Source organism: Sulfurovum sp. NBC37-1 (assembly GCF_000010345.1).
In the GTDB taxonomy this organism is placed as follows: Bacteria; Campylobacterota; Campylobacteria; order Campylobacterales; family Sulfurovaceae; genus Sulfurovum.
On sequence record NC_009663.1, the window covers coordinates 337,753 to 361,136 of the forward strand.

Below are 23,384 nucleotides of genomic sequence, written 5' to 3' on the forward strand. Positions count from 1 at the left end.
CATCATTATAAGTGAAAGGGTTTATAAAATGAGTTATATATTAATTATAGGCGCAAAAAGTGACATGGCCCGAGCAATTGCCAGAGAGTATGCCAAAAACGGGTACAATCTCTATCTTGCCGCCAGAAATGTGGATGAACTGACCGAGTTCGCAAAAGATATAATTACGAGAACGCAAAGAGAAGTGGATCTTGTAGAATTTGATGTACTGAATTACACCAGCCATCAGGCATTTTATGAAAATCTCCAGGAAAAACCACTCGGTATTATTTCTGCCGTTGGGTATCTCGGAGACCAGAAAAAAGCCCAGAATGATTTTAGTGAAACGCAGAGGATCATTGACACCAACTATACGGGTATTGTCAGTCTGTTCAACATTGTTGCCACCGACTTCGAGAAACGACGTAGCGGTTTTATGGTCGGTATCTCTTCTGTTGCAGGCGACAGGGGTCGGAAAAGCAACTATATCTACGGTTCAGCCAAAGCGGCACTAACTGCTTATCTTTCCGGTCTGAGAAACAGACTTTATGATGCGCAGATACAAGTACTGACGGTCAAACCTGGGTTTGTAGCGACCAAGATGACGGAAAACCTGGATCTTCCTGAAAAGCTGACTGCACAGCCCGAAGAAGTAGCAAAAGCTATTTTTAGTGCTCAACAGAGAGGGAAAAATGTGATTTATACAAAATGGGTCTGGAAGTATATCATGATGATCATCAGAGCTATCCCGGAATGGAAATTCAGGAGCATGGATATATGACAAGTACTTCAAGTACAAAATTTTTTTTAATTCTCACTTCACTGATTATCTTTCTGATAGTGGGATTGTCCAGAAATCATTCGGTAAACAGTGATCCAAAAGGTACTCTGCTTACTGCGCAAAGTATCATCGAGAATCAAACCATTAAACTTGATAATTATGAAAATATACAAAAATACGGTTACCAAATATACAAAAAAAACGATCATTACTATTATTATTTTCCTTTAGGTTCGTCGATCTCAAGCATACCGTTTGTCTGGGTAGCAAAATACATATTTTCTTTAGACATGAATAAAACAGATGACGACACGCAGGTACAGAAAATAATTATTGCCGTTGTTGCGGTACTTATATTTTTGTTTCTTTTTAAGATTTCCACTTTTTACTTCAATGATAAAATCAGCATCATAATAGCCGCTTCTTTCTGGTCTGCAACATCCCTGTCCAGTACACTGGGGCAGGGCCTGTGGTCTCAGGACTTTGCTACATTGTATGCAGCAATCTCGGTTTACTTGGGACTCTGCTTCATAAAAGACAGACACCGGAAGTGGTGGGCTTGGCTTGGCTTGGCATTATTTATGGCATATCTTACCAGGCCTACGATGTCTCTATTGACTATTTCCATCATACTGTTTTTATTTTTCAACCATCAAAAAGCTCTTGCAGTCAAAGTAGCATTGCTGGTCACCGCCTTATTGGTTTTGTTCGTTTTGTTTTCTCTTCATGAGTACAATCAGCTGTTGCCTGATTACTATTTGCCAAAACGACTGGAAAGCCAAACATTCTGGACTGCCCTCTATGGCAATCTTCTTAGTCCTTCAAGAGGCATTTTAATATTCTCTCCATTTTTATTCATATTTGTTCTCAATGCAAAAACATTATTTACCGTACTGAAGAACGATAAAACGTTGATCATATTTGCATCCTGGATCATACTGCATCTCATTATTATTTCAAAATTTCCGCATTGGTGGGCAGGATGGAGTTATGGACCTCGATTCATGATCGATGTCTTGATTCCCATTTATCTGTTGTTTGTCATATTGCTTTACGAAATCTTCAAAAAGAGATCATCCGTATACAACAAACTAAATTTGATTTTTCTGGCTGTTACGGTACCGCTGGCGATATATATCAACACGTATCAAGGTCTGTATAATCCTTATACAAAGAAATGGAATACCGAACCAAATATTGACCAAAATCCGTATTATCTGTTTGACTGGAAATATCCACAGTTTTTACACAGCAAACACAGACATGAAGCAAGACGGAAAGAATTTAACGAATACATGAAACATATTATTTTGTTCGATTCTCCCAAAATAACTTACAGCTATGGCTGGTCATTTCCTGAAAAAAACCATATTTGGTCCCTGGGTGACAAATCTGCCCTTTCCGTAAAACTGGAAAACAAAACCTACCATGGGACATTGTTGTTGAATGTAGGTGCATTCGGTAAACAGAAGGTAAAGATCTATCTGAACAATACGCTTGTTTCTGAAAGTAGCATAGCAGGTTATTCAAACCATTTAAAAATTGACTTCGACCCTCATATATTAAAACCCGAAGATATCAATACCATAAGGTTCGAATATTCCGATCCCCACAGGTCAGAGAATGGAGACAGGCGAATTTTGGCTATGGCATTGAAATCTCTGGACATAGAGTGATAAAGTCGAATCTATAATGAATTTCCCAAAGAGGTTTATTATACATTATATATATGTTAAAAAAAATATGTATAAATATCAATTTTATCGCCTATCTGCAATGTATCTTTGCTATAAATTATTATTTTATTAAAAACTTTATATTTTTATGTTGCATTTTATAAAAATGTATGATATAATACATCTGAGTATTTATAAAATACTATCGATAGTTGAGTTGTGTATACTGTTTGCAATTGATAAAGTTGTGGGCTTGGGCAATAGAGCAGCTTGAGTAAACGGCTTTCAATAGTAAATTTTTATAGATGACTTAAAAAAACAACCATAAACAAGGAGAACAAACACATGGCTTTAACTCAAACAGAAGTTTCAGAACTATACGTTACTATTTTCAATCGAGCAAGTGAGGGGGACGGGAATATATATTGGCAGTCGTCTACAGACGCTGTAACAGCTGCTAACAATATGCTTGCCACAGATGCTGCAAAAGATTACTTTGGCGGTAGCATGGATTCGGATGCAGCATTCGTTGCATGGATTTATCAGAACACGCTAAACAAAACAGTGGCAGACGATCCTGATGGTCAGCAGTACTGGGTAGACCAGCTTGCATCTGGTGTCAGTAGAGGAGAAATGGTAGTTAACATGATAGACGCTATCAACACTTACTCCGGCTCGACAGATCCATTAACATTGGCTGCTTACAACCAGTTCCATAATAGAACAGTTGTTTCAGACTATACAGCCGATACACTGCATAATGCACCTGATGACTGGGCAACAGCTTTGTCATTCGGAGCTCCGACGGGTCTTTATGTAACAGATGATGCTGCAACAGTTACATCTGCAGAAGAGCAGATCAACGATATGAGTGCATTCCACCTGACAGTCAATCCTGACACTGCAACGGCAGGCACATTCATCGCAGACAGAGGATGGAACCCCGGTGGTACTGACCAAATGAATACACTGAACGACGATGACCATCTGACAGGTGTAGGTACTAACCCAACGTTGGACTTTACATTTGTAACTGACAGTGAGACGGGTGATTACGATATCATGCCTACGATGAACAACATGGAAACAATCAACGTTGCATTTACCGCTGATGCAGTTTCGGCTCCTCTGCAGACACTTGACCTGCAGGACACAACAGGTGTTGCACATCTGAACGCAACTAGAATTGATCAAGCGGTTACTGTAACATTTGACAATATTCAAGATAGATTACAGGATGCTTCCATATCTAGAACGAATGACGACGCTAATAGTAATGTAATTTTTGATCACAGAGCAGCAGCGCTTGCCGGTGCAACTGATCAAGTAGCACTGGAATTAAATGATGCTCAGGTAAACAATGTTAGATTTGATGGTGTGACTCAGGGTTATGAAACCATTAACCTCTCTTCACATGGAGATGCCAACATGATGAATACCTTTACTGCCGAAGAGCTTGAGACACTGCTTATAGATGGTGACCAGAACTTGACACTTGGTGGTACCGTAACCATTCAAAACGGGGTAAGCGGTCAGAGAGAAGGAGACTTCTTCACAGCAGGCTTGGCCAATGTTGCAGGTTCGCTGACAACAGTAAATGCTACAAACCTCTCAGGAGACTTAACATATAACATCGGTAATGAAATGGATGCAGGTGCAGATGGCACAAGCGGTCAATCTGTAGAATTACATGTTGTCGGTGGTAACGGAAACGATTCATTTGTGATTACAAATGGTGTACAGATCGGATCAGCCGTAGGAAATACAGATACAATTGACGGTGGAGCAGGTCTAAACTCTTTAACATTGACAGGTGCGAATGGTCCAATAGGTCAAGTGCTTGCTGAAGCAGCAACAGGTCCTTCAATGACTCATATTCAGACTTTGGATATTAGAAGTGGTCATGACAACAATGCAGTTGGAGATGTAGTTACTGTAGATGCCGATGCTTTTGATGAACTTGCTACAATCAGTGTAAGAAATGAAGGTATGAGAGTAGTTGGTGGTATTCCGGTAAACAGAGCTGAAGGTATGGTTGTAAATCTGAATGACTTGACTGTTGCGCAGGCTGATCATATTGAGGTACTTCATGGTACAACAGGTAACAGCCGTATCGCAAACAATATCATTGTTGCTGATGTTAAAACAAACACAGCCGCAGACAGCCTGGGAGTTACAATTGCTGATGGTATCAATGTAGATCCTAGATTTAACCTGCAGTTGAACGATACAGTAGGTACATCATTTGAAAATGTAACTATTACAGATATGGATACAGAAAGTAACACGATCGATCTTAACAGTAATGGTAACCAGACAGGTACCATCACATTGATTGGCGGTGAAGCTGGTGACTTTATGAACCTCGATACAAATGGTTTGGTAAACAGATCAGGTTTATACCAATATGACACTTCAGGTAATGCAGTTGATACAGCTGGTATCCAAGATGTTGGTACTACCGCAGGAAATGTTAGACTGACTGCTTCAACCATTGATGCTTCACAGGCAGTGAGTGATGTAGTGGTAAGAGTTTCTGAAGGTGCAAACGGTGCTGTCGGTGCACAAAACATTACAATGGGTACAGGAAATGATACTGTTATTTTTGATGCTCTTGAAAATGGTACATCAGGACTTTCTGTTTCTGACACTGTAGCTGGTGCTGCAGGTAACGATACATTGGTAATCGATGGTGACATTTCTGCTGCCGGTGCTCCTACAGACATAAGCCTTGGTGCTTCAGAGTGGACAAATGTTTCCGGTTTTGAAACATTGCAACTGGTTGGAAATGGCGGAGTCGATAGTGTTGCCGTTGGTACAAAGAATGCTTACAACCTTATCTTGACAGATCAGTTGGTAGACGATAATGCTTCTGATGCCAATCAACTGGATATCGTCAATGACAACGGAAATGTTCCTACAGCAAGCCGGAACAACGGTGTGACAATAGATGCAACAAAGCTTTCTGCAAGCAATTCATTTACCTATGATGGGCAGGAAAGAGATGCTACTGTTACAGTTGCAACATTTATGACACCTGATAAATTTATATTTGCAGATGCAAACATAAACGGTTCTTCAGTAATCGATGGTGGAGCAAACGTTACCAATACGGCTGGTGGTACTAAAGCGGCTGGACACACAGCAAACGCAGATGTTCTTGAAATTCAAAATACTGCCATTGTAACAACGGGTGACCTTGCTGGCATAACCAACGTTTCTAACTTGAGATTTACAAACGATCAGGCAACTGACCAGACAATTACTTTAAGTTTAAATGATGCAGTAGTTGACAGAATGGTAAACAACACAGCTGCAGCCGATGGCACAAATGCTGCTACAATTGGTCAAACAAATGAAACATTGACTATTAGAGCAATTGACAACGGTGCTATCTCGGATTCTATCTTGGATATGAATACTGACGGCATGACAAATGCAGCATTGCAGCTTAATGTTAGAGGTGGTGGTGGTGCAGATACCATTAATGGTGGTACTGGTGCCGATGTTCTTAACGGACGTGGTGGTGCAGATACTATTGACGGTGGTACTGGCGTAGATACACTGACAGGTGGTGCTGGTGCAGATACATTTGTGTACACCAGCGGTTTGGATTCATGGGTAGGTGCAGTTGATACAATCACTGACTTTACTACCGGTACTGATTTTATTAATGTTCATGCAGCAGTAGCAGCTGCAGTTGTTGGTCCTGTTGCTACGACACTTACGGCTGCTCACTTTAGTTCAGCTGCCGCATCACTTGCGAATGGTGCTGCTATGGGTGGTGCTGCCGGTGCAGCGAACGTATATCTTGATACGACCAATAATGATATTTATGTTGACCTTAACGGTAACAACGTTTATGATGCTGGGTCTGATTTATATATTCACAATACTGGTGTAGCGGGTACGGCTACGACAGGTGATTTCATAGTATAATAAATACACTCTATGCGCTTCCGCCTGAAAGGTGGAAGCGTTTCAGATAAAAGTTTATTTATCTTTCTCATTCCTACCGTTTTTGGTGGGGATGAATAGAAAAACAAATCCTGCAAAAATCTACTAAATTCTACACATATCAAAAAAGAACCATTTGACCCATTAATTATATTGGAACTTTCAGAAGTGAATGCCAATGCTCCAACTACGGGTATATTTTCAGTTTCAATCTTTCAGTTCATTTTCATACGCTTTTACAAGATCACCTATTTCGTCAAGAAGAGGTTTGAGGTATGGCTCATACTTACGCCATCGGTTCATAGAACTTTGGTAGAGAGGCTGACGTACCTGTGAAAGGCTTGCAGTTCGTACAGCCTTTTTGCTTTTGTGGAAATCCAGGCATTCTTTGCGCCACTCCACCCCGATATGCCCGGCTATCTTCTTCGATTCGCCTTCCAGGTCCCCTACCATGTCTTCATAGCGTACATCCAGTATCGTACCTTGGGGAAGTACACTTTTCCAGTATGCCATCAGCTCGGTATAGAGCCGGTAGTAGCGCCCCATCGTACGAAGGTCATCTGCCCAGTAGTGCCCTTCGGCAAAATGGATGCGATAGGCAGAGAGACAGGTCTCCACAGGATGTCTGCGTGCATGGACAATGGACGCATTGGGCAGCATCAGATGGATGAATCCTGTATGCATAAAATTGTGCGGCATTTTGTCTACGATCCGCCTGCTTTCTTTTGGTGCAAGGGCCTCTATCTTGTCAAGATAGCGTTCCCCCATCTCTTTATAGCTTGGTCCCTCTTTTCCCTGTGCATTCTTTCCAGGGAAGAAAGATTCTCCATCTATCTTCACCCCCTCCAGCACTTCGCTTATATGGCTTAGTTCGCCCGCACCATATACATTGCCCAGACCTGAGAGTACCTGTTCCATCAGTGTTGTACCCGAACGCGGCATACCGAGTATAAATACCGGTTTACTGCTTGTGCATCCTGTGGGGTGTGAAGGTTTGAAGTAGTTTTTCGGCAGCGCTCTCAGCTTGTCATGCACATAGGATCTTGTTACTGCCAGTTCTTTAAAATGTCTCTCTTGCGAACGAAGCATTCCCCCGACTTTATAATGCTCAAAAGCTGTAGCAAGTTCACCTACATCATCATAAACCTTCCCCAGTGCATAATGCATCAATACTCTTTTTTCTGCTGCCATATCAGCCATATTCGCCTGTGCAAAACATATCTTTTTAAAAAACGCATCTCCGTATCTATAGGTATGCATTGAACTTAAGCTTTGAAGAATTTCCATATTTAGAGGATCTTTCTCTAAAACTTTTGTAAAACAAAAAGAAGCTTTGTCAAATTCTCCCAAAATCTTGTAAGCCATACCAAGAGAACGATTAAAAGCGATATTTTCCGGTTCACTTTTCTGTACTGCCTCAAAGTGCTCAAGTGCTTCGTCAAAATTATTTGCCTCAAAGCAGCTTCTTCCGTAAGTCCATCGCAGCGCATTGTTTTTAGGATAGAGCAGAAGTGATTCGTATAGCCACTGATGTTCTTTCCTGGCGTCTCCATATTTTTTCTTTAGCAAAAACCATGTATTCCACTGTTTTTCGGAAATATTGGGAGTATCCCCTTTGACCAGAACATCGTACTTTTCCCATGCTTCTGCTTTATTGCCGAACTTGCTCAGTAGATCTGCTTCCCGCCATAGAAGTATGCTGTTGCCGGGGTCAAGCTTTAACTGCTTTAAAAGTATTTCTTTTGACGATCGCATATCACCGAGCCTGTGATGCAAATGATATAATTCTTCGAGCAGCCTGCTCTGATTGGGATCTATCTCTATGGATCTGGAAAATGCCTCCACAGCTGCCATCCACTCCTCTTTGAGCTTATGGTAGTGTCCCAACAGTTTCCATACCTCGGCATCCGAAGAGGTCACTTCAAGTGCTTTTTCAAGAAGAGGTAACGCAAAATCCGGTGTGACTGTCTTCATCCAGATCGATGCCAGCAGTTTGTGGGCAGGTAAATATTTTGGATGAGCGGCTGTCAATTCCTGCAGTAGCAGTACGGCACTGTCATAGTCTCGTTTTTGAAGTGCCTGGTTTGTCTGATGCATTTTTTTATTTATAGTTTCTTGTTCTTTTGTCATATGTCAAGCTCCTTTTCATATGCTTCGACAAGATCTCCGATTTCATCAAGCAGAGGCTTGAGATAGGGTTCGTACTTACGCCAGCGGTTCATAGAACTTTTATAGAGAGGCTGACGTACCTGAGAAAGACTTGCCGTACGGACAGCTTTTTTGCTCTTGTGAAAGTCAAGACACGCTTCACTCCACTCCACCCCGATATGTGCAGCAATTCTTTTTGATTCACCTTCCAGATTCCCTACCATATCTTCATATCGTACATCCAGTACCGTACCTTGGGGAAGTACACTTTTCCAGTATGCCATCAGCTCGGTATAGAGCCGGTAGTAGCGCCCCATCGTACGAAGGTCATCTGCCCAGTAGTGCCCTTCGGCAAAATGGATGCGATAGGCAGAGAGACAGGTCTCTACCGGATGTCTGCGTGCATGTATGATAGACGCATTGGGCAGCATCAGGTGGATGAATCCTGTATGCATAAAATTGTGCGGCATTTTGTCTACGATCCGCCTGCTTTCTTTTGGTGCCAGGGCTTCTGTTTTTTCAATGTACTTCTGCCCTCTCTCTTTGTAGCTTAATGCCTTTTCCTTCTGTGTATTCTCTTGTTGAAAGAAAGGCTGACCGTTCACGTCCATCCCCCGCAGCACCTCGTCAATATAGCCAAGTTCACCCGCACCATGTACATTGCCCAGACCTGAGAGTACCTGCTCCATCAGTGTTGTTCCCGAACGCGGCATACCGAGTATAAATACCGGTTTACTGCTTGTGCATCCTGTGGGGTGTGAAGGTTTGAAATAGTTTTTCGGCAGCGCTCTCAACTGATACAGTCTTTCGTCCAATGACCGGTACTCTATGTTCTGCAGTCCCTGGGAATGCAATGTTCCTCCCAGGCGATAGTGTTCAAAAGCTGTTGCCGGATCTCCAGCGTCGTCATAAGCTCTACCCAGATTATAATGCAGAGCTACACGATGTTCTTTACTGAACTCTGCCATGTGTACGGCTAATTTATTTAAATGCCTGAAGATTTCATCACCGTATTGAATCTTGTATTTACCAATAAGACGGTCCAAGGGGACCAGTATATCCGGATTGATTTCCAATGCTTTTTTATAGTGAAAATTAACTTTTTCCCTTTCGTTGAAGATGCTGTACAGATTGATTAGAAGCGAATTAACCCTTACATCATCCGGATAACGGTGGTATGTCTCCTCTGCCACTCTCAAAGCAGAAAGCTCATCTCCGTCAGACTGACAGCTTTTTGCATAGAGATTACGCAATTGGACATTGTCAGGATCTTTCTCCATCCAGTTTTCAAGCTTGGCTCGTGCTTCTTTTACCTGCTTCAAATCTATCATAAGATCCAGCCACTCCTCCAGAAATTCGCTTGGAAGATCAATATGGTTTTCATCAAGCAGTAACTGTGCATACAGCTCCAAGGCTTCGGTCTTTTTCCCTGTTGCAGCAATCAGTCTTGCATGCCAGTATTGATAGAGGATTTTATCAGGATCATTTTTAAGCAATATTTTGGAAATTTCAAATGCTGAACGGGAATCACCCAGTACATCATAAGCTTCAAGCATACCAGTGTAGATCTCTCTTCCTTCTTCACTTTCAGTATCGATGAAGTTCAAAGCCTTCTTGAAGGCACCCAGACATTTGGCATACTCTTTTGTTTTTTTATAGAGATACCCCATAGCCTTCCAGTTCTCAGGATCTTCAGGCATAAGTGCAATAGCTTTATTTAAGTGTTCTTCCGCCTTTTTTTGAAAACGGGAATGGGTTAAGATTTTCCCCAACTCTCTGTATGCAGGTGCATACGTATCGTTATGCTTGATAATATCATTTAAAATTGTAACTGCATCATTATACGCTTTTGCTTCATATGCCTCTGCGGCGTCTTTCATTTTAACAGTGAGTTCTTTAGGGCTGTAAACCATTCTTTCCTCTTAATTCTTGTTTAGTTTAAGAGATGATTATACCCAATTTTACATTGTATTATAAGAAGCTGCAAACCACCACTTACTCCACAAAATAAATTTTTTATTGTATTTCGGTATAGATGATATTTTGGGGTGTGATAAGTACACATATCGGCCGCGCTGATCGTTTAGTGATCAGTGCGGCCGATGCGATGTTGTAGCGAAGCGGAAACGTCGCATCTTGCAATTGAAGAGACAGAGGAATTCATCTATTTAGATAGTTTTCCTATATTTTCAAGCGAAAGAGTATGCAGCTCTATTATTTCCATCCATCCATTTTTGACAGCCTCAAGCAAAAACGCATCTTCTTGTTTGAAAAACTTCTGTTTGTTAATAATAAAAAAACCATCTACTTTCTGCTTTTCTTCATTCTCTCTCTTGATAGTGAATTCGGCTGCATCCACCAAACCTTTTTCTTTTAAATGTTTCAAGATATTTTCAGTTATCTGATTTTCTTCATGATATGCTGCTAAAAAGTTTTTCATATTTTCTAAAATATCTGTGGGGGCACCTTCACTGTCAAATAAAGCATTTCCTTCGTCTGAGTTAAATAAACCACTTTCAGAATCGAAACCTATATGAAGTGTTTCATTCGCTTCATCCTGAATCAATGTAAACGGATATCTTCTTAAAAACGAAGGAATGTATTTTCCTTTCCATTTGCCATTTTCATTTATCGCTCCATTGCTCTCTACCCCTGTTAAAATCATAAGTTGTGGTGTATTACCCTGCATTATAATTACAATTGGAAATTCACAGCAAAGTGATTTGACCTCACTAAATGTAATAGGAATCAGGTTGAGATCTTTTGCATAAATAAGATCCGTTGCGGGTGTATATGAGAAAGATTTGTGCTCTTTCTTGTTGAGTATTTCTATATTTTTGTACATATGTATGTTCCTTTATTTAAAATATTTATTTTGTACCTGACCAACATACTTCAAATCTGATTTTCCAATGTAGTAATACATTCCTACAACCGAAAGGATCAGATCCGACTCATTATTGATGAGTCTTAATTGATTGTCGTAGTAGTCAGACTCGGCAAGATAGACATCGGTAAGACTCTGCATACCGTTTTTGTAGCTTTCCACTGTTCCTTCAAAATACTTTTTCGAAGCTGCTACAGCGGATTTCTGGGCTTTGACACTTGCAATTCCCCCTTTGATATCCTGCATAGTTTTCTCCATCGAGATCTCAATGTTGAGGCGGGTATTTTCCGTATCTTCCTGTGCTGCCATATAGAGAAATTTTGCCTCCTTAACCCTGTCATCGACATAACCGCCCTGGTAAATGGGGAAACTGAGCTGCAACATTGCCCTGGAGTCATTTCTTCGGGTAACATAATCGATCGTTCCCCCGGCATCTCCATAACTCAATACAGCATCGAGTTTGGGTGATCTTTCACTGTTGCGAAGTCCTATCTGTATCTTGGCAATTTTTGTACTTTGCTCATCAAGCATGATACGCGTATTGTTACGCATATTCTTTCTGAGGTTAAGAAAATTAGCTTTTCTGTAAGCCTTTTCCACTGCAGTGATATTGAACGAAAGCTTAGAAATGTATTTTTCAACATTCTCATATTTGGTCAAAAGTCTGAGATTATAAAGATTATATGCATAGATCTGTTTTGCCTTGATCAGCTCTGCCCTGCTTTGCTCAAGTTTGGCAAGTGACTGTGATTTATCAGTACCGGAAGCGAGTTTTATATTGTACCTGTCAACAATGGTTGCATAGGCCTTTTCAAGCAAAACTGTTTTTTTTTGCAAAATCACTACAATCTTTTTTTGTCTTATCAACTCTACTGACGTCTGGAGGATCTGTGTGATCAGTTTTGCTTTTTCATCTTTTTCCTGAAGTCTCGTCAGCTTCTCTTTGGCTCTGGCATCAGTCATCATGTGCAAAAGCTGTGCACGGTAAACAGGCTGCTTGAGAGTGAACTGGTAGTTATAGCTTAGACCGTTATAAGGCCTTATCCCACTTACGGATTCATATTGGTAATTTTGTCTACCATACTGTCCAGACATATCAAAATGCGGCTTGTACTGATCCACACTCTGGTCATAGACACTGTGACTGGCAGAGACTCTGTGTGTATAGCTTTTGATCCTGGGATTGTTTTTTATGCCGTGTTCGCAAAGTTTTACCAGCGAATCATTTTTTGCCTCAAGAGAGGTGAAGAGAAGCAGGCAAAGGAATATCGCTCTAGTTCGCATGGAAAATCCCTTTACTCAACTGTATAAGAGGCTGCATTATATATTCTAAAAGTGTCATCTTGCCTGTTTTAACAAAAACTGCTGTAGGCATTCCGGGAAGAATTAAAAAATTATTTTTTTTGATTGCCTTTTCTCCTTCAGGAGTGAATTTTACCAAAATACGATAAAATGGTTCTTTCATACCTTCAGGTACAATAGAATCTGCAGAAATATAACTAATCTTCCCTGCAATTGGAATAGCAGAAGGATCAACAAAAGAGGGAAAAGAGATTTCTGTCTGTTGCCCTACATGGATTTTTTCTATATCCGTAGGAAGAACAAAAGCTTCAATTTTCAATTTTTGTTTTAAAGGTACTATTGACATGATGGGTTTCTGTGGTGCAACAACTTCACCGGAAGCGTGAATCTTCATATCTGTTACACGTCCTTCTCCGGGTGACTTTATTATGGAATTATCTATTCCATTCTCATACGACATAATTTGTGTTTTTGTCAGTTTATTCTCAAGTTTCAGCTTGCCTAGATTGGAGAGGGCATTATTTTTAAAAGTATTTTTTTCAAGATCCATTTGCTTTTTATTGGCATCTATACTGGCAATATTTTCTCTGATGGTAGATTCTAATGATTCAATTTGCTGATGTATTTGTTCTATTTTTCGCTCCGTTTCAATCGATTTCTGTTCATCAACAGCATTTTGCTTAAGTAACTTTTTCCATTTTTTAAGTTCAAGTTCATATGATGACAAGAGTTTTTTATTGGATTCTATATGTTTCTTTAAACCTACATTTTGCTCGGTAAGTATCTTGTTTTTACTTTTTAACAATGTAATTTTTGATTTAAGACTCTCCATTTCGGAATGGAAAAGAGATATTGCATCTGATTTAAGCTCCTGATATTCTTCCGGATTGAGTAACTTCTTTTCAAGTGCATCACAATTGAGTTCTTTAAGAAAGGAAGCTTCAGCTTTTAATCTGCAGATCGTAAACAGTGCCGCATCATATTGGCTGATGGCTGCATCTAATTTTGACAAATAGTCAGTACTGTCTATTTCAAGCAGTTTATCGCCTTTTTTAACCACATCACCTTCATGTACAAAAATCTTCTTAACAATCCCTCCTTTTGGATGTGTTATTATCTTATTGTAGGTATCGGTAATGACTTTTCCATTTGCAGTGATAGTCGTAGCAATATCAGCAAATACACTCCATATACCAAATAAACCAAATATCAATAATATGGTAATAATACCTGCTTTACGTGCAGAACGATGTGTCTTTTCTAATAATTCATGATGATTTTCAACATCTGTATTTGTTTTAAGAGTCTTCATTTTTTATTTCTTTATCTTTATTTTCCTGAGTTTTGTCATTAATAACTTGAGTTGAATTTTTATATAAAGCGTTCATAACTTTTTCTCTTTCATCATAATATACAGTTTTCCCATCGTTAAGCACTAAAAGTTTATCTGCCAAAGATAAGATATTTTGTTTATGCGTGACAAAAATAACAGTAATACCCTTCTCTTTCATAACCCTTAATGCCATTGTCAATGCATATTCACCTGCATCATCCAAATTTGAGTTCGGTTCGTCCAACACTACGATCTTTGGATTTCCATAGAGAGCCCTGGCAAGACCAATACGTTGTTTCTGTCCTCCGGACAGCGCCATGCCGCCCACACCAACTCTTGTACTATAGCCATCAGGGAGATTAAGAATCAATTCGTGAGTGCCGGACAACTTGGCTGCTTCAATAATATCTTCATCTGAAGGATCTTCTTCAAATCTGGATATATTCTGAGCTACTGTCCCGCCAAACAACTCAATATCTTGGGGGAGATAACCTATATGCTTTCCAAGCTCAATCCTATTGTACTGATGTATATCGGCACCGTCAATACGAATATGGCCATTAGAGGGCTCCCATACGCCTACAGCAGTTTTAACAAAAGAAGATTTGCCTGCCGCACTGGGTCCAATTACACCAATTGTCTCACCCGTATTAATCTGAAGATTAATTCCCTTGAGTACAGGTATTTTGCCAAGAGGGGGGATAGTCACAACTTGATCGAACGTAATTTTACCCTCTGGCTCAGGCAAGGATAATTTTTTTTCTTCTTTTGGAAAATCCTGAAGCAAACTGTTAAGCTTGTGATAGGCTATTCTCGCACCGCTAAATTGCTTCCAGCCTCCGATGATCTGACTGACCGGTTGAAGGGCACGCCCCATAAGTACTGCTCCGGCAATAATCATACCTGGAGAAATACTACCTCCTATTACCAAAATTGCACCAACACCATACATCATGGATGATGAAAGCATTCTGAATGATTTAGAAGCATTACTGTAGAACGATCCTGTTGTGCTGGCTTTGTTATTTGTCATGAGATAACTATTGTACTTTTCCATCCACAATCTATGCAGATTCTCTCGCATCCCCATTGCCTGAACCACTTCAACATTGCGTATATTGTTTCCAAAGAAATTCATTGCATGAGCATACGATTTATTGGATTCTTCCAAACCTTCTTTTGTCATTTTTTCATTTAGCCAGGTAAGTACAAGAATGATTGCAGTTGCAACCAATCCATATATGCCGTATACAGGGCTGAAAGCGAACATGATCGCAATATAGATAGGAAACCACGGAAAATCAAAGAATGCAAATATTCCTTGTCCGCTCAAAAATGTCTTTATACTTTTAAAATCCTGTAGGGGTTGTGTATTGGCTTTATCCGGGAATTTGGATGCTAAAGCAAAAGTAGCATTAAAAATACGTTCATTTAAAAGCAGGTCCAGTTTATTGCTGGCATAAATGGTCAATTTGCTCCGAACATAATCCAAAATCCACATTCCTATAAAAAACATGATAGTAATGAGGGTTACGAGCAATAATGTATTTAGATTTTTGGAAGGCATAACAATATCATATACTACCAACATATAGAATGGTGCTGCCAACATTAAAATATTAAGAAAAAAGCTATAGATACCAAGCATAATAAAAATATGCTTCATCTCTTTTAAAGCTACCTGAAGATCAGACTTGTTTCGTTGGTTGGCATTTTTATTTGTCACGTAAAAGAATCCTTTAAATCAACTTAGTTTTAAGCAAGTTATTGAATATTACTAAGTTCAATAGTTATATTTTAAAATAAAAACAAGGTGAAGAAACTATTTCCAATTGTTTGAAATCATCTATATTTTAAAAAAGAGAGGGTATTATATCGTACGATCTTTAAAGTTAAGAAAAAAAGGACAAATATCTTAATGATGAAAAAAGCAATTATTACCGGAGTTACAGGACAAGACGCTGCCTACCTGGCAGAACTGCTGCTTGAAAAAGGATATGAAGTTTACGGAACCTACAGAAGGACTTCCTCTGTAAATTTCTGGCGCATAGAAGAGCTTGGCATCAAAAACCATGAAAATCTCCACTTGATAGAATATGACCTTACGGACCAGGCCAACTCGGTACATATGGTTATGGATATTCAGCCTGACGAGATTTACAACCTGGCCGCACAGAGCTTTGTGGGCGTCTCTTTCGATCAGCCGCTTGCAACTGCCCACATAACAGGACTTGGCTGTGTTCACCTGCTTGAAGCCATTCGCATAGTAAACCCGAAGATAAAATTTTACCAGGCCAGTACTTCTGAAATGTTCGGTAAAGTACAGGAGATTCCACAGAAAGAGACTACACCATTTTGGCCAAGAAGCCCTTACGGTGCGGCAAAGATGTATGCGCACTGGATGGTTGTGAACTACAGAGAATCCTACGATATGTTTGCGGCCAGCGGGATTTTATTTAACCATGAATCACCTCTCCGTGGACTGGAGTTTGTCACACGTAAGATCACGGATGCGGTTGCCAAGATCAAACTTGGAAAGCTTGATGTGCTCGAGTTGGGCAATATGGATGCCAAAAGAGACTGGGGATTTGCGAAGGATTATGTGGAAGGAATGTACCTGATGCTTCAGGCAGACAATCCCGATACCTATGTTTTGGCAACGAATCGAACAGAAACAGTAAGGGATTTCGTAACCATGGCATTTAAGGCTGTAGGAATCGAGCTTGAATTCAAAGGTGAATCTGAAGATGAGATCGCGATTGATAAAGCTACGGGAAACACTGTTGTAAGAGTCAATCCGAAGTTTTACAGGCCGGCAGAAGTTGAACTGCTTATCGGTAATCCTGAAAAGGCGAAAAAAGAATTGGGATGGGAGCCGAAAACAACATTGGAAGAGCTGTGCACAATGATGGTTGAAGCAGATTTGAGAAGAAATGAAGCCGGATTCTCATTTTAATAAAATTCTGATCACCGGGATCAACGGTTTTACCGGTGTACATTTGGAAAAATATCTTCATACACGGGGTTTTGATGTTTACGGTACAGTAATAGATGAACCAAAACAGAAAAACCATCTGCACTGTGACATCACAAAAAAAGAACAGATAGATAAAGTTATAGCTTCAGTCAAGCCAGATTATGTCATCCATATAGCAGCTATCTCTTTTGTTGGAGAGAGTAATGCTTCTCTAATCTACGATGTGAATGTTATAGGAACCGAAAATATTTTACAATCATTGCGTGATAATAGTGTAAAACCTGAAAAAGTCATTTTGGCAAGCAGTGCGACTGTATATGGGAACCAGGGGAAAGAAGTTCTAGATGAATCAATGTGTCCTCAACCTGTGAATCATTATGGTTGCAGCAAACTCTCCATGGAACATATGGCCTCAAATTATTTCAATGATTTTGATGTCATTATTACCCGTCCTTTTAATTATACCGGTATAGGACAGGAAAGCCATTTCTTGATTCCCAAGATAGTAGATCACTTTAAAAAAGGGAAGAAAGAGATAGAGCTTGGGAATATTCATGTTGCCAGAGAATTTAATGATATAAATTATGTTATCGGTATTTATCATAAGCTCTTGTTTTCAGAAGCAAAATCCACTATAGTAAATCTCTCGTCAAACAATCCTGTAAAGCTTTTGGATGTCATTGAAGTGATGCAGGAGATTGCAGGATACCGGATTGAGGTAAAGGTCAATCCTGCCTTTGTGAGACCAAATGAAATAAAATCATTGGCCGGTTCTACGGAAAAACTAGCAAAGATCATCGATCTTTCTGATACGTATTCACTGAAAGAGACACTTATGGAAATGTATGAAAACTAAAAAAAAGATTCTTGTAGATGGACTGGCCTTGCTATCACCTTTTACAGGAGTAGCAAAGTATACATACGAAAATGCCTATCGTATGCAAAGCCGATATTCAGACCGCTATGAATGGTTTTATGATTATGGCTTTCATAGTAAAGAACTCATTAAACCGAATAGTACAAAAACAAGTGAAAACTTTTTAAAACAACTTAAATCTTTTATTGTTTCAAATCCCCTACTTAAATCTTTTGTAAGAAATGTACTTTCTTTTGTAAGTTATATTTCATCACCTGAATATGATCTTTATTGGCAACCCAACTACATTCCCAAAAAAGTAAAAGCAGAAAAAGTAGTGACGACTGTACATGACTTCTCATTTCATATTCAATCGGAATGGCATCCAAAAGAACGCTTAAAATACTACCAGAAGAACTTTTGGAAAAAAGCAGCTGTTTCAGACTGGATTATTACCGGATCCAACTTTACAAAAAAAGAAATAATGAAGTATATGAACTATCCTGAAGGGAGGATCTCTGTAATTTACCATGCAGTAGATCATGATCTCTATAAAGTGTATGATGAACACATACTTCAAACAACAAAAGAGAAGTTTGAATTAGGAGATCACTATTTACTTTTTGTGGGCAGTATAGAACCCCGTAAAAATCTTCTCAATCTCTTGAAGGCGTACCATCTTCTATCTGATGAAATCAAAAAAGATTATCCTCTTGTTTTGGTGGGCTTCAAAGGATGGGAGAATAAAGAGATTATGTACGAGATCGAACAAGAGAAAGAACATATTAGATATCTTGGCTATCTTTCTGATGCAGAGTTGGCTCATGTATATAACCTTGCAACACTTTTCATTTACCCCAGTCTGTATGAAGGATTTGGGATTCCTCCGCTGGAAGCGATGGCCTGCGGGACAGCAGTTATTGCTTCCAATGCTGCTTCCCTACCTGAAGCCTGTGGTGATGCGGCCGAATATATTGACCCAGTGAGCAGTCATGATATTGCTGAAAAGATCAGAGATATACTTTCTGATTCTGTTAAAAGAGATATAATGATCAATAAAGGCCTGGAACATGCCAAATTGTTTACATGGGAGAAGGCTGCTGCTGAACATATAAAGGTCTTTGAGCAGATTTTGGGTATATAATATAATTAAAAAAGAAAATAAATGCCAAATCCTAAAATAGCAATCATACATGACTGGTATCAGAATAAAGGTGGGGCTGAAAATGTCATTTCTTCTCTTTTAAATCTTTATCCGGATGCAGATTTTTTTGCACTTGTGGACTTTTTCGATGATCAGAAGCGGCAAGATGTACTAAAAGGAAAAAAAGTCACTTATACTTTTATACAACGGCTTCCTTTTGCCAAAAAAATCTTCAGACATTATCTTTTTCTTTTCCCTTTGGCGATTGAACGTATGGATTTACGGGGATATGATCTAATTATCTCTTCATCCCATGCCATTGCCAAAGGTGTTATGACAGGACCGGAACAGTTGCATATCTGTATCAACTACTCACCAATGAGATATGCCTGGGATATGTATTTTGACTACAGAAAAGAGCATAATTTGAAAGGAATCAAAGAAAAGTTTTTATTTTATGTATTGCATAAAATAAGAATTTGGGATGTAATTGCATCGAATCGGGTAGATCATTTTATAGCGATCTCAAGATTGGTACAAAAGCGTATCGCAAAATATTATAGAAGAGAATCTACGATTATTTATCCACCTGTGGATATAGAGAATTATACATTATGTGAAAATAAACAGGATTACTATTTTACTATGTCACGATTAGTGCCTTATAAAAGAGTTAAAATGATCGTAGAAACATTTGTTAAAAACGGAAAACCCTTGGTGGTGGCTGGAACAGGGCCGCAACTTAAAGAGATTGAACAAATAGCAACAGATAATATAAGGATACTGGGATATGTGGATGATCAGATGGTTGTAGAGCTTATGCAGAAGGCCAGAGCTTTCCTCTTTGCCGCCTATGAAGATTTCGGTATTGTTCCGGTAGAAGCAATGGCATGTGGTACACCGGTTATTGCTTATGGTGTAGGAGGCATTAGGGATACACTTATAGATAGAAAAGTAGGACTCTTTTTTGATGAGCAAAATGAAATGTCTCTTAATAATGCCATTGACAGGTTTGAAACAATGGACTTTGACTATGTGACAATAGCTAATCATGCTGCCAAATTTTCAAATAAACGTTTTGAGAAAGAGATAAAAAAATTTGTTGATGGTAAATGGGGAGAATTTTTAAAAAATAATTAAAAATTAATTTTAAACCCTTCACCTCCCAATAACCACAAATTCGCTAAAATATCTGCAATTTATATGTAGGACATTTTTAATGGATATTAGAAAAACATTTTTAGACTATTTTCAGAGCAAAGGCCATAAACTTGTACCGAGTTCGCCTTTGGTACCAGATGATCCGACACTGATGTTCACCAATGCCGGAATGGTGCAGTTCAAGAACATCTTTACGGGCGAAGCGCCTATCCCGAATCCTCCCAGAGCGACCTCTTCGCAGACCTGTTTGAGAGCGGGTGGGAAACACAACGACTTAGACAATGTCGGTTACACGGCGCGCCACCATACGCTTTTTGAAATGCTGGGTAACTTCTCTTTTGCAGATTATTTCAAAGAAGATGCCATAGCCTATGCCTGGGAGTTCGTGACCGATGAAAAATATCTGGACCTGCCTGTGGAGAAGATCTGGGTGACCGTGCATGACAGTGACGATGAAGCGTACGATATCTGGAAGAAATACATCTCTGAAGATCGCATTATGCGTTTCGGTGATAAAGACAACTTCTGGCAGATGGGCGATACCGGCCCCTGCGGTCCGTGTTCGGAGATATTCTATGATCAGGGGGCAGAGCACTTTCATTCAGAAGAGGATGTGATGGGTGGAGAGGGTGACCGTTTCCTTGAAATCTGGAACCTTGTCTTCATGCAGTACGAAAGAGACGAAAAGGGTACGCTAAATCCGCTGCCGAAACCGAGTATCGATACAGGTATGGGGCTTGAAAGGGTCGTTGCCATCAAAGAGGGCGTATTCAACAACTACCACTCCTCACTCTTCATGCCTTTTCTGGAGAAGATAGGCGAACTGGTAGGAAAGCCGTACGATTTTGATGCGCCTAACTCCGCTTCCTACAGGGTCATTGCCGATCATCTCCGTTCTGTCTCTTTCCTTTTGGCACAGGGTGTTAACTTCGACAAAGAGGGACGAGGGTATGTACTCAGACGCATCATGCGTAGAGCCATCCGTCACGGATATCTTCTGGGACTGCGTGAACCGTTCATGTACAAACTTGTGGACACGCTGGTAGACCTTATGGGAAAACAGTACGACTATCTTGCCAGTAGAGCCGAAGCGATCAAAACATCGATGAAGATGGAAGAGGAGCGTTTCTTCGAGACCATTGAAGCGGGGATCAAACTCTTTAACGAAGAGCTTAAAAATACGCAGGATGTCTTTAACGGGGAAGTGGCATTCAAACTTTATGATACTTTCGGTTTCCCTCTGGATCTGACCGAAGATATGCTTAGAGAGAAGAATATCAGATTGGACATCGATGCTTTCAACAAAAAGATGGAAGCACAGAAAGCCCAGTCCAAAGCGAACTGGAAAGGTACCGGTGATGCAGCGACAACAGGTGACTTCAAGCTGCTCAAGGAAGAGTTCAACACAAATGAATTCGTCGGTTATGAAACACAGGAAGTAACAACAAAAGTACTGGCACTGCTAGATGAGAATTTTAAAAAGACAGATGCCATAAATGGCAAAGGCTGGGTACTGCTTGAAAAGACACCGTTCTATGCCGAGTCCGGAGGACAGGTGGGCGACAAGGGTAAATTAGAAATTAGAAATGAGAAATTAGAAATTAGGGTTCTGGATACGAAGAAGTTCCTGGACATGAACCTTTCCGAAGTGGAGGGGAAACTCTCTGTGGGTGATGAGGTGAAAGCTGTGGTCGATCCAAGCCGTGTGGAGATCGAAAAGCACCACTCTGCGACACACCTGCTGCATGCAGGTTTACGTGCGATCCTTGGGGACCACATTGCCCAGGCGGGTTCACTCAATGATGACAAGCGACTGCGTTTCGACTTCTCCCATCCTAAAGCGATGACAGCCGAAGAGATAGAAAAGGTCGAAGCATGGGTGAATGATAAGATCAGCCGTGCCATTCCGAGAAAGACGGAGATCATGAGTGTGGATGAGGCAAAGAAAGCAGGTGCCATGGCACTGTTCGGAGAAAAGTACGGCAATGAAGTACGTGTTGTCAGTATGGGTGACGCTTCCATCGAGCTTTGTGGAGGTACTCATGTGGATAATACGGCACAGATAGGCCTCTTTATGATCACCAAAGAGAGCGGTGTGAGTGCAGGGGTGAGACGTATAGAGGCTATCTGCGGCAGGGCAGCCGTTGAGAAGGTCAAAGCGCTCAGAGAGGAACTCTCGCAGATCAAGGAAGAGGTCAAGAACCAAAACCCGATCGCAGGAATAGCCAAACTCAAAGAGCAGATAAAAACACTTAAAAGTGAAGTAGCCTCAGCCATGAGCGCATCTCAAAAAGAGTTGAGCACGGTTAATGTCAATGGTGTCAATGTCATCGTCGAAGAGGTACAAACCGGCGACATCAAATCAATGATAGATGATGTCAAGAACAAATATGATAATGTTGCCGTCATGCTTTTCCAGAAAAAAGGTGACAAGGTGCTCCTGGCAGCCGGTTCGAAGAATACTCCGATCAAAGCAGGTGACTGGATCAAAGCGATCGCACCTATCGTCGGTGGCGGCGGGGGCGGCCGTCCGGACTTCGCACAGGCCGGAGGAAAAGATGCTTCCAGGATCACAACGGCACTTGAAGAAGCGAAAGTCTACCTGAGCGAGATACTTGAGGGCGGAAATTAGTATGAAGTCCGGAATGGTTGATCTTTTCGGCACTTATGCGCATGAGATCGTGTTTTTGCATGTATTCTCGGCCTTTGTCTGGGTAGGGGGAATGATCGCCATACGTTTAGCAGTCCATCCGAACCTGCAGCTCATAGAAGACCCGAAGGTAAGACTGGGAAGAACGCTGGCGATCACCGGAAGATTCTTTAATATCGTTATGCCTTTTATTTTGCTCATCATTCTGACGGCTGTCATTATGGCGGTCGGTCTTGGTTTCCGTGCAGCAGCAGTCAGTGCTTCCGGAAATATTCTCAGTGAAACAGCCTATGCGACCTATCAGATCGTTCATGTCAAAGAGGTGATATGGATGGTCATGACACTGAACTTTACATGGATGTATTTCAAACGCAGAAAGGCACAGAAACTTTTTAATGCGGGTGAACTTCCTGCAGCCAAAGAGACGGTAGCCATCATCCCGAAACTTTTACTCCCGATCAATATCGTGCTTGGTATCGCTGCGATCTGGCTGGGTATTACGCTGAGAGGGTTGTAGGGTGCTGTCTTCTGAC

General features: G+C 40.5%; 15 protein-coding genes. 9 read left to right on the forward strand and 6 right to left on the reverse strand.

Annotation, left to right across the window (positions count from 1 at the left end; translation table 11 throughout):
* Positions 1 to 28: 28 nt before the first annotated feature.
* From SUN_RS01740 to SUN_RS01750, 3 genes are all read left to right on the forward strand, one after another.
* Positions 29 to 760: an SDR family oxidoreductase gene (locus tag SUN_RS01740; protein WP_011980026.1), complete on the forward strand. Its 732-nt coding sequence runs from the start codon at positions 29 to 31 to the stop codon at positions 758 to 760.
* The gene (locus SUN_RS01745; RefSeq protein ID WP_011980027.1) at positions 757 to 2,436 is read left to right on the forward strand and encodes a glycosyltransferase family 39 protein; all 1,680 of its coding nucleotides are present in this window, start codon (positions 757 to 759) and stop codon (positions 2,434 to 2,436) included. The genes SUN_RS01740 and SUN_RS01745 overlap by 4 nt, the downstream gene beginning before the upstream one ends.
* Positions 2,437 to 2,781: 345 nt before the next feature.
* Positions 2,782 to 6,375 carry a DUF4214 domain-containing protein gene (locus tag SUN_RS01750; protein ID WP_011980028.1) on the forward strand — a complete coding sequence of 1,198 codons (3,594 nt, stop codon included), beginning with the start codon at positions 2,782 to 2,784 and terminating at the stop codon, positions 6,373 to 6,375.
* A 225-nt stretch (positions 6,376 to 6,600) separates the two neighbouring features.
* On the opposite strand, the gene SUN_RS12905 is transcribed toward SUN_RS01750, so the two are convergent.
* The 6 genes from SUN_RS12905 to SUN_RS01780 form a co-directional block, all read right to left on the reverse strand.
* Positions 6,601 to 8,523, reverse strand: a complete 1,923-nt coding sequence (locus SUN_RS12905; protein ID WP_011980029.1) for a tetratricopeptide repeat-containing sulfotransferase family protein — start codon at positions 8,521 to 8,523, stop codon at positions 6,601 to 6,603.
* Positions 8,520 to 10,454: a tetratricopeptide repeat-containing sulfotransferase family protein gene (locus SUN_RS12910; protein WP_011980030.1), complete on the reverse strand. Its 1,935-nt coding sequence runs from the start codon at positions 10,452 to 10,454 to the stop codon at positions 8,520 to 8,522. The genes SUN_RS12905 and SUN_RS12910 overlap by 4 nt, the downstream gene beginning before the upstream one ends.
* A 251-nt stretch (positions 10,455 to 10,705) precedes the next feature.
* Entirely contained in the window at positions 10,706 to 11,386 is a 681-nt protein-coding gene (locus tag SUN_RS01765) for a SapC family protein (protein ID WP_011980031.1), read from the reverse strand.
* A 12-nt stretch (positions 11,387 to 11,398) separates the two neighbouring features.
* Entirely contained in the window at positions 11,399 to 12,712 is a 1,314-nt protein-coding gene (locus SUN_RS01770) for a TolC family protein (protein ID WP_011980032.1), read from the reverse strand.
* A complete protein-coding gene (locus tag SUN_RS01775; RefSeq protein ID WP_011980033.1) occupies positions 12,702 to 14,042 on the reverse strand; it encodes an HlyD family type I secretion periplasmic adaptor subunit in 1,341 nt (446 codons plus the stop codon). Before SUN_RS01775 ends, SUN_RS01770 begins: the two co-directional genes overlap by 11 nt.
* The gene (locus SUN_RS01780; protein ID WP_011980034.1) at positions 14,029 to 15,789 is read right to left on the reverse strand and encodes a type I secretion system permease/ATPase; all 1,761 of its coding nucleotides are present in this window, start codon (positions 15,787 to 15,789) and stop codon (positions 14,029 to 14,031) included. Before SUN_RS01780 ends, SUN_RS01775 begins: the two co-directional genes overlap by 14 nt.
* Before the next feature lie 192 nt (positions 15,790 to 15,981).
* On the opposite strand from SUN_RS01780, the gene gmd reads away from it, so the two are divergent.
* From gmd to SUN_RS01810, 6 genes are all read left to right on the forward strand, one after another.
* A complete protein-coding gene (gene gmd / locus SUN_RS01785; RefSeq protein WP_011980035.1) occupies positions 15,982 to 17,019 on the forward strand; it encodes a GDP-mannose 4,6-dehydratase in 1,038 nt (345 codons plus the stop codon).
* Positions 16,997 to 17,896 (forward strand): GDP-mannose 4,6-dehydratase, encoded by a 900-nt coding sequence (locus SUN_RS01790; RefSeq protein ID WP_011980036.1) that lies wholly within the window; start codon positions 16,997 to 16,999, stop codon positions 17,894 to 17,896. The genes gmd and SUN_RS01790 overlap by 23 nt, the downstream gene beginning before the upstream one ends.
* Complete coding sequence (locus SUN_RS01795) at positions 17,886 to 19,040, forward strand: glycosyltransferase family 4 protein (RefSeq protein ID WP_011980037.1); 1,155 nt, start codon at positions 17,886 to 17,888, stop codon at positions 19,038 to 19,040. Before SUN_RS01790 ends, SUN_RS01795 begins: the two co-directional genes overlap by 11 nt.
* 21 nt (positions 19,041 to 19,061) lie before the next feature.
* Positions 19,062 to 20,180, forward strand: a complete 1,119-nt coding sequence (locus SUN_RS01800) for a glycosyltransferase (RefSeq protein WP_011980038.1) — start codon at positions 19,062 to 19,064, stop codon at positions 20,178 to 20,180.
* Positions 20,181 to 20,259: 79 nt separating this feature from the next.
* Positions 20,260 to 22,833 (forward strand): alanine--tRNA ligase, encoded by a 2,574-nt coding sequence (gene alaS, locus SUN_RS01805; protein WP_011980039.1) that lies wholly within the window; start codon positions 20,260 to 20,262, stop codon positions 22,831 to 22,833.
* Between the two features lies 1 nt (position 22,834).
* Positions 22,835 to 23,368: a hypothetical protein gene (locus SUN_RS01810; RefSeq protein ID WP_011980040.1), complete on the forward strand. Its 534-nt coding sequence runs from the start codon at positions 22,835 to 22,837 to the stop codon at positions 23,366 to 23,368.
* Positions 23,369 to 23,384 lie beyond the last annotated feature (16 nt).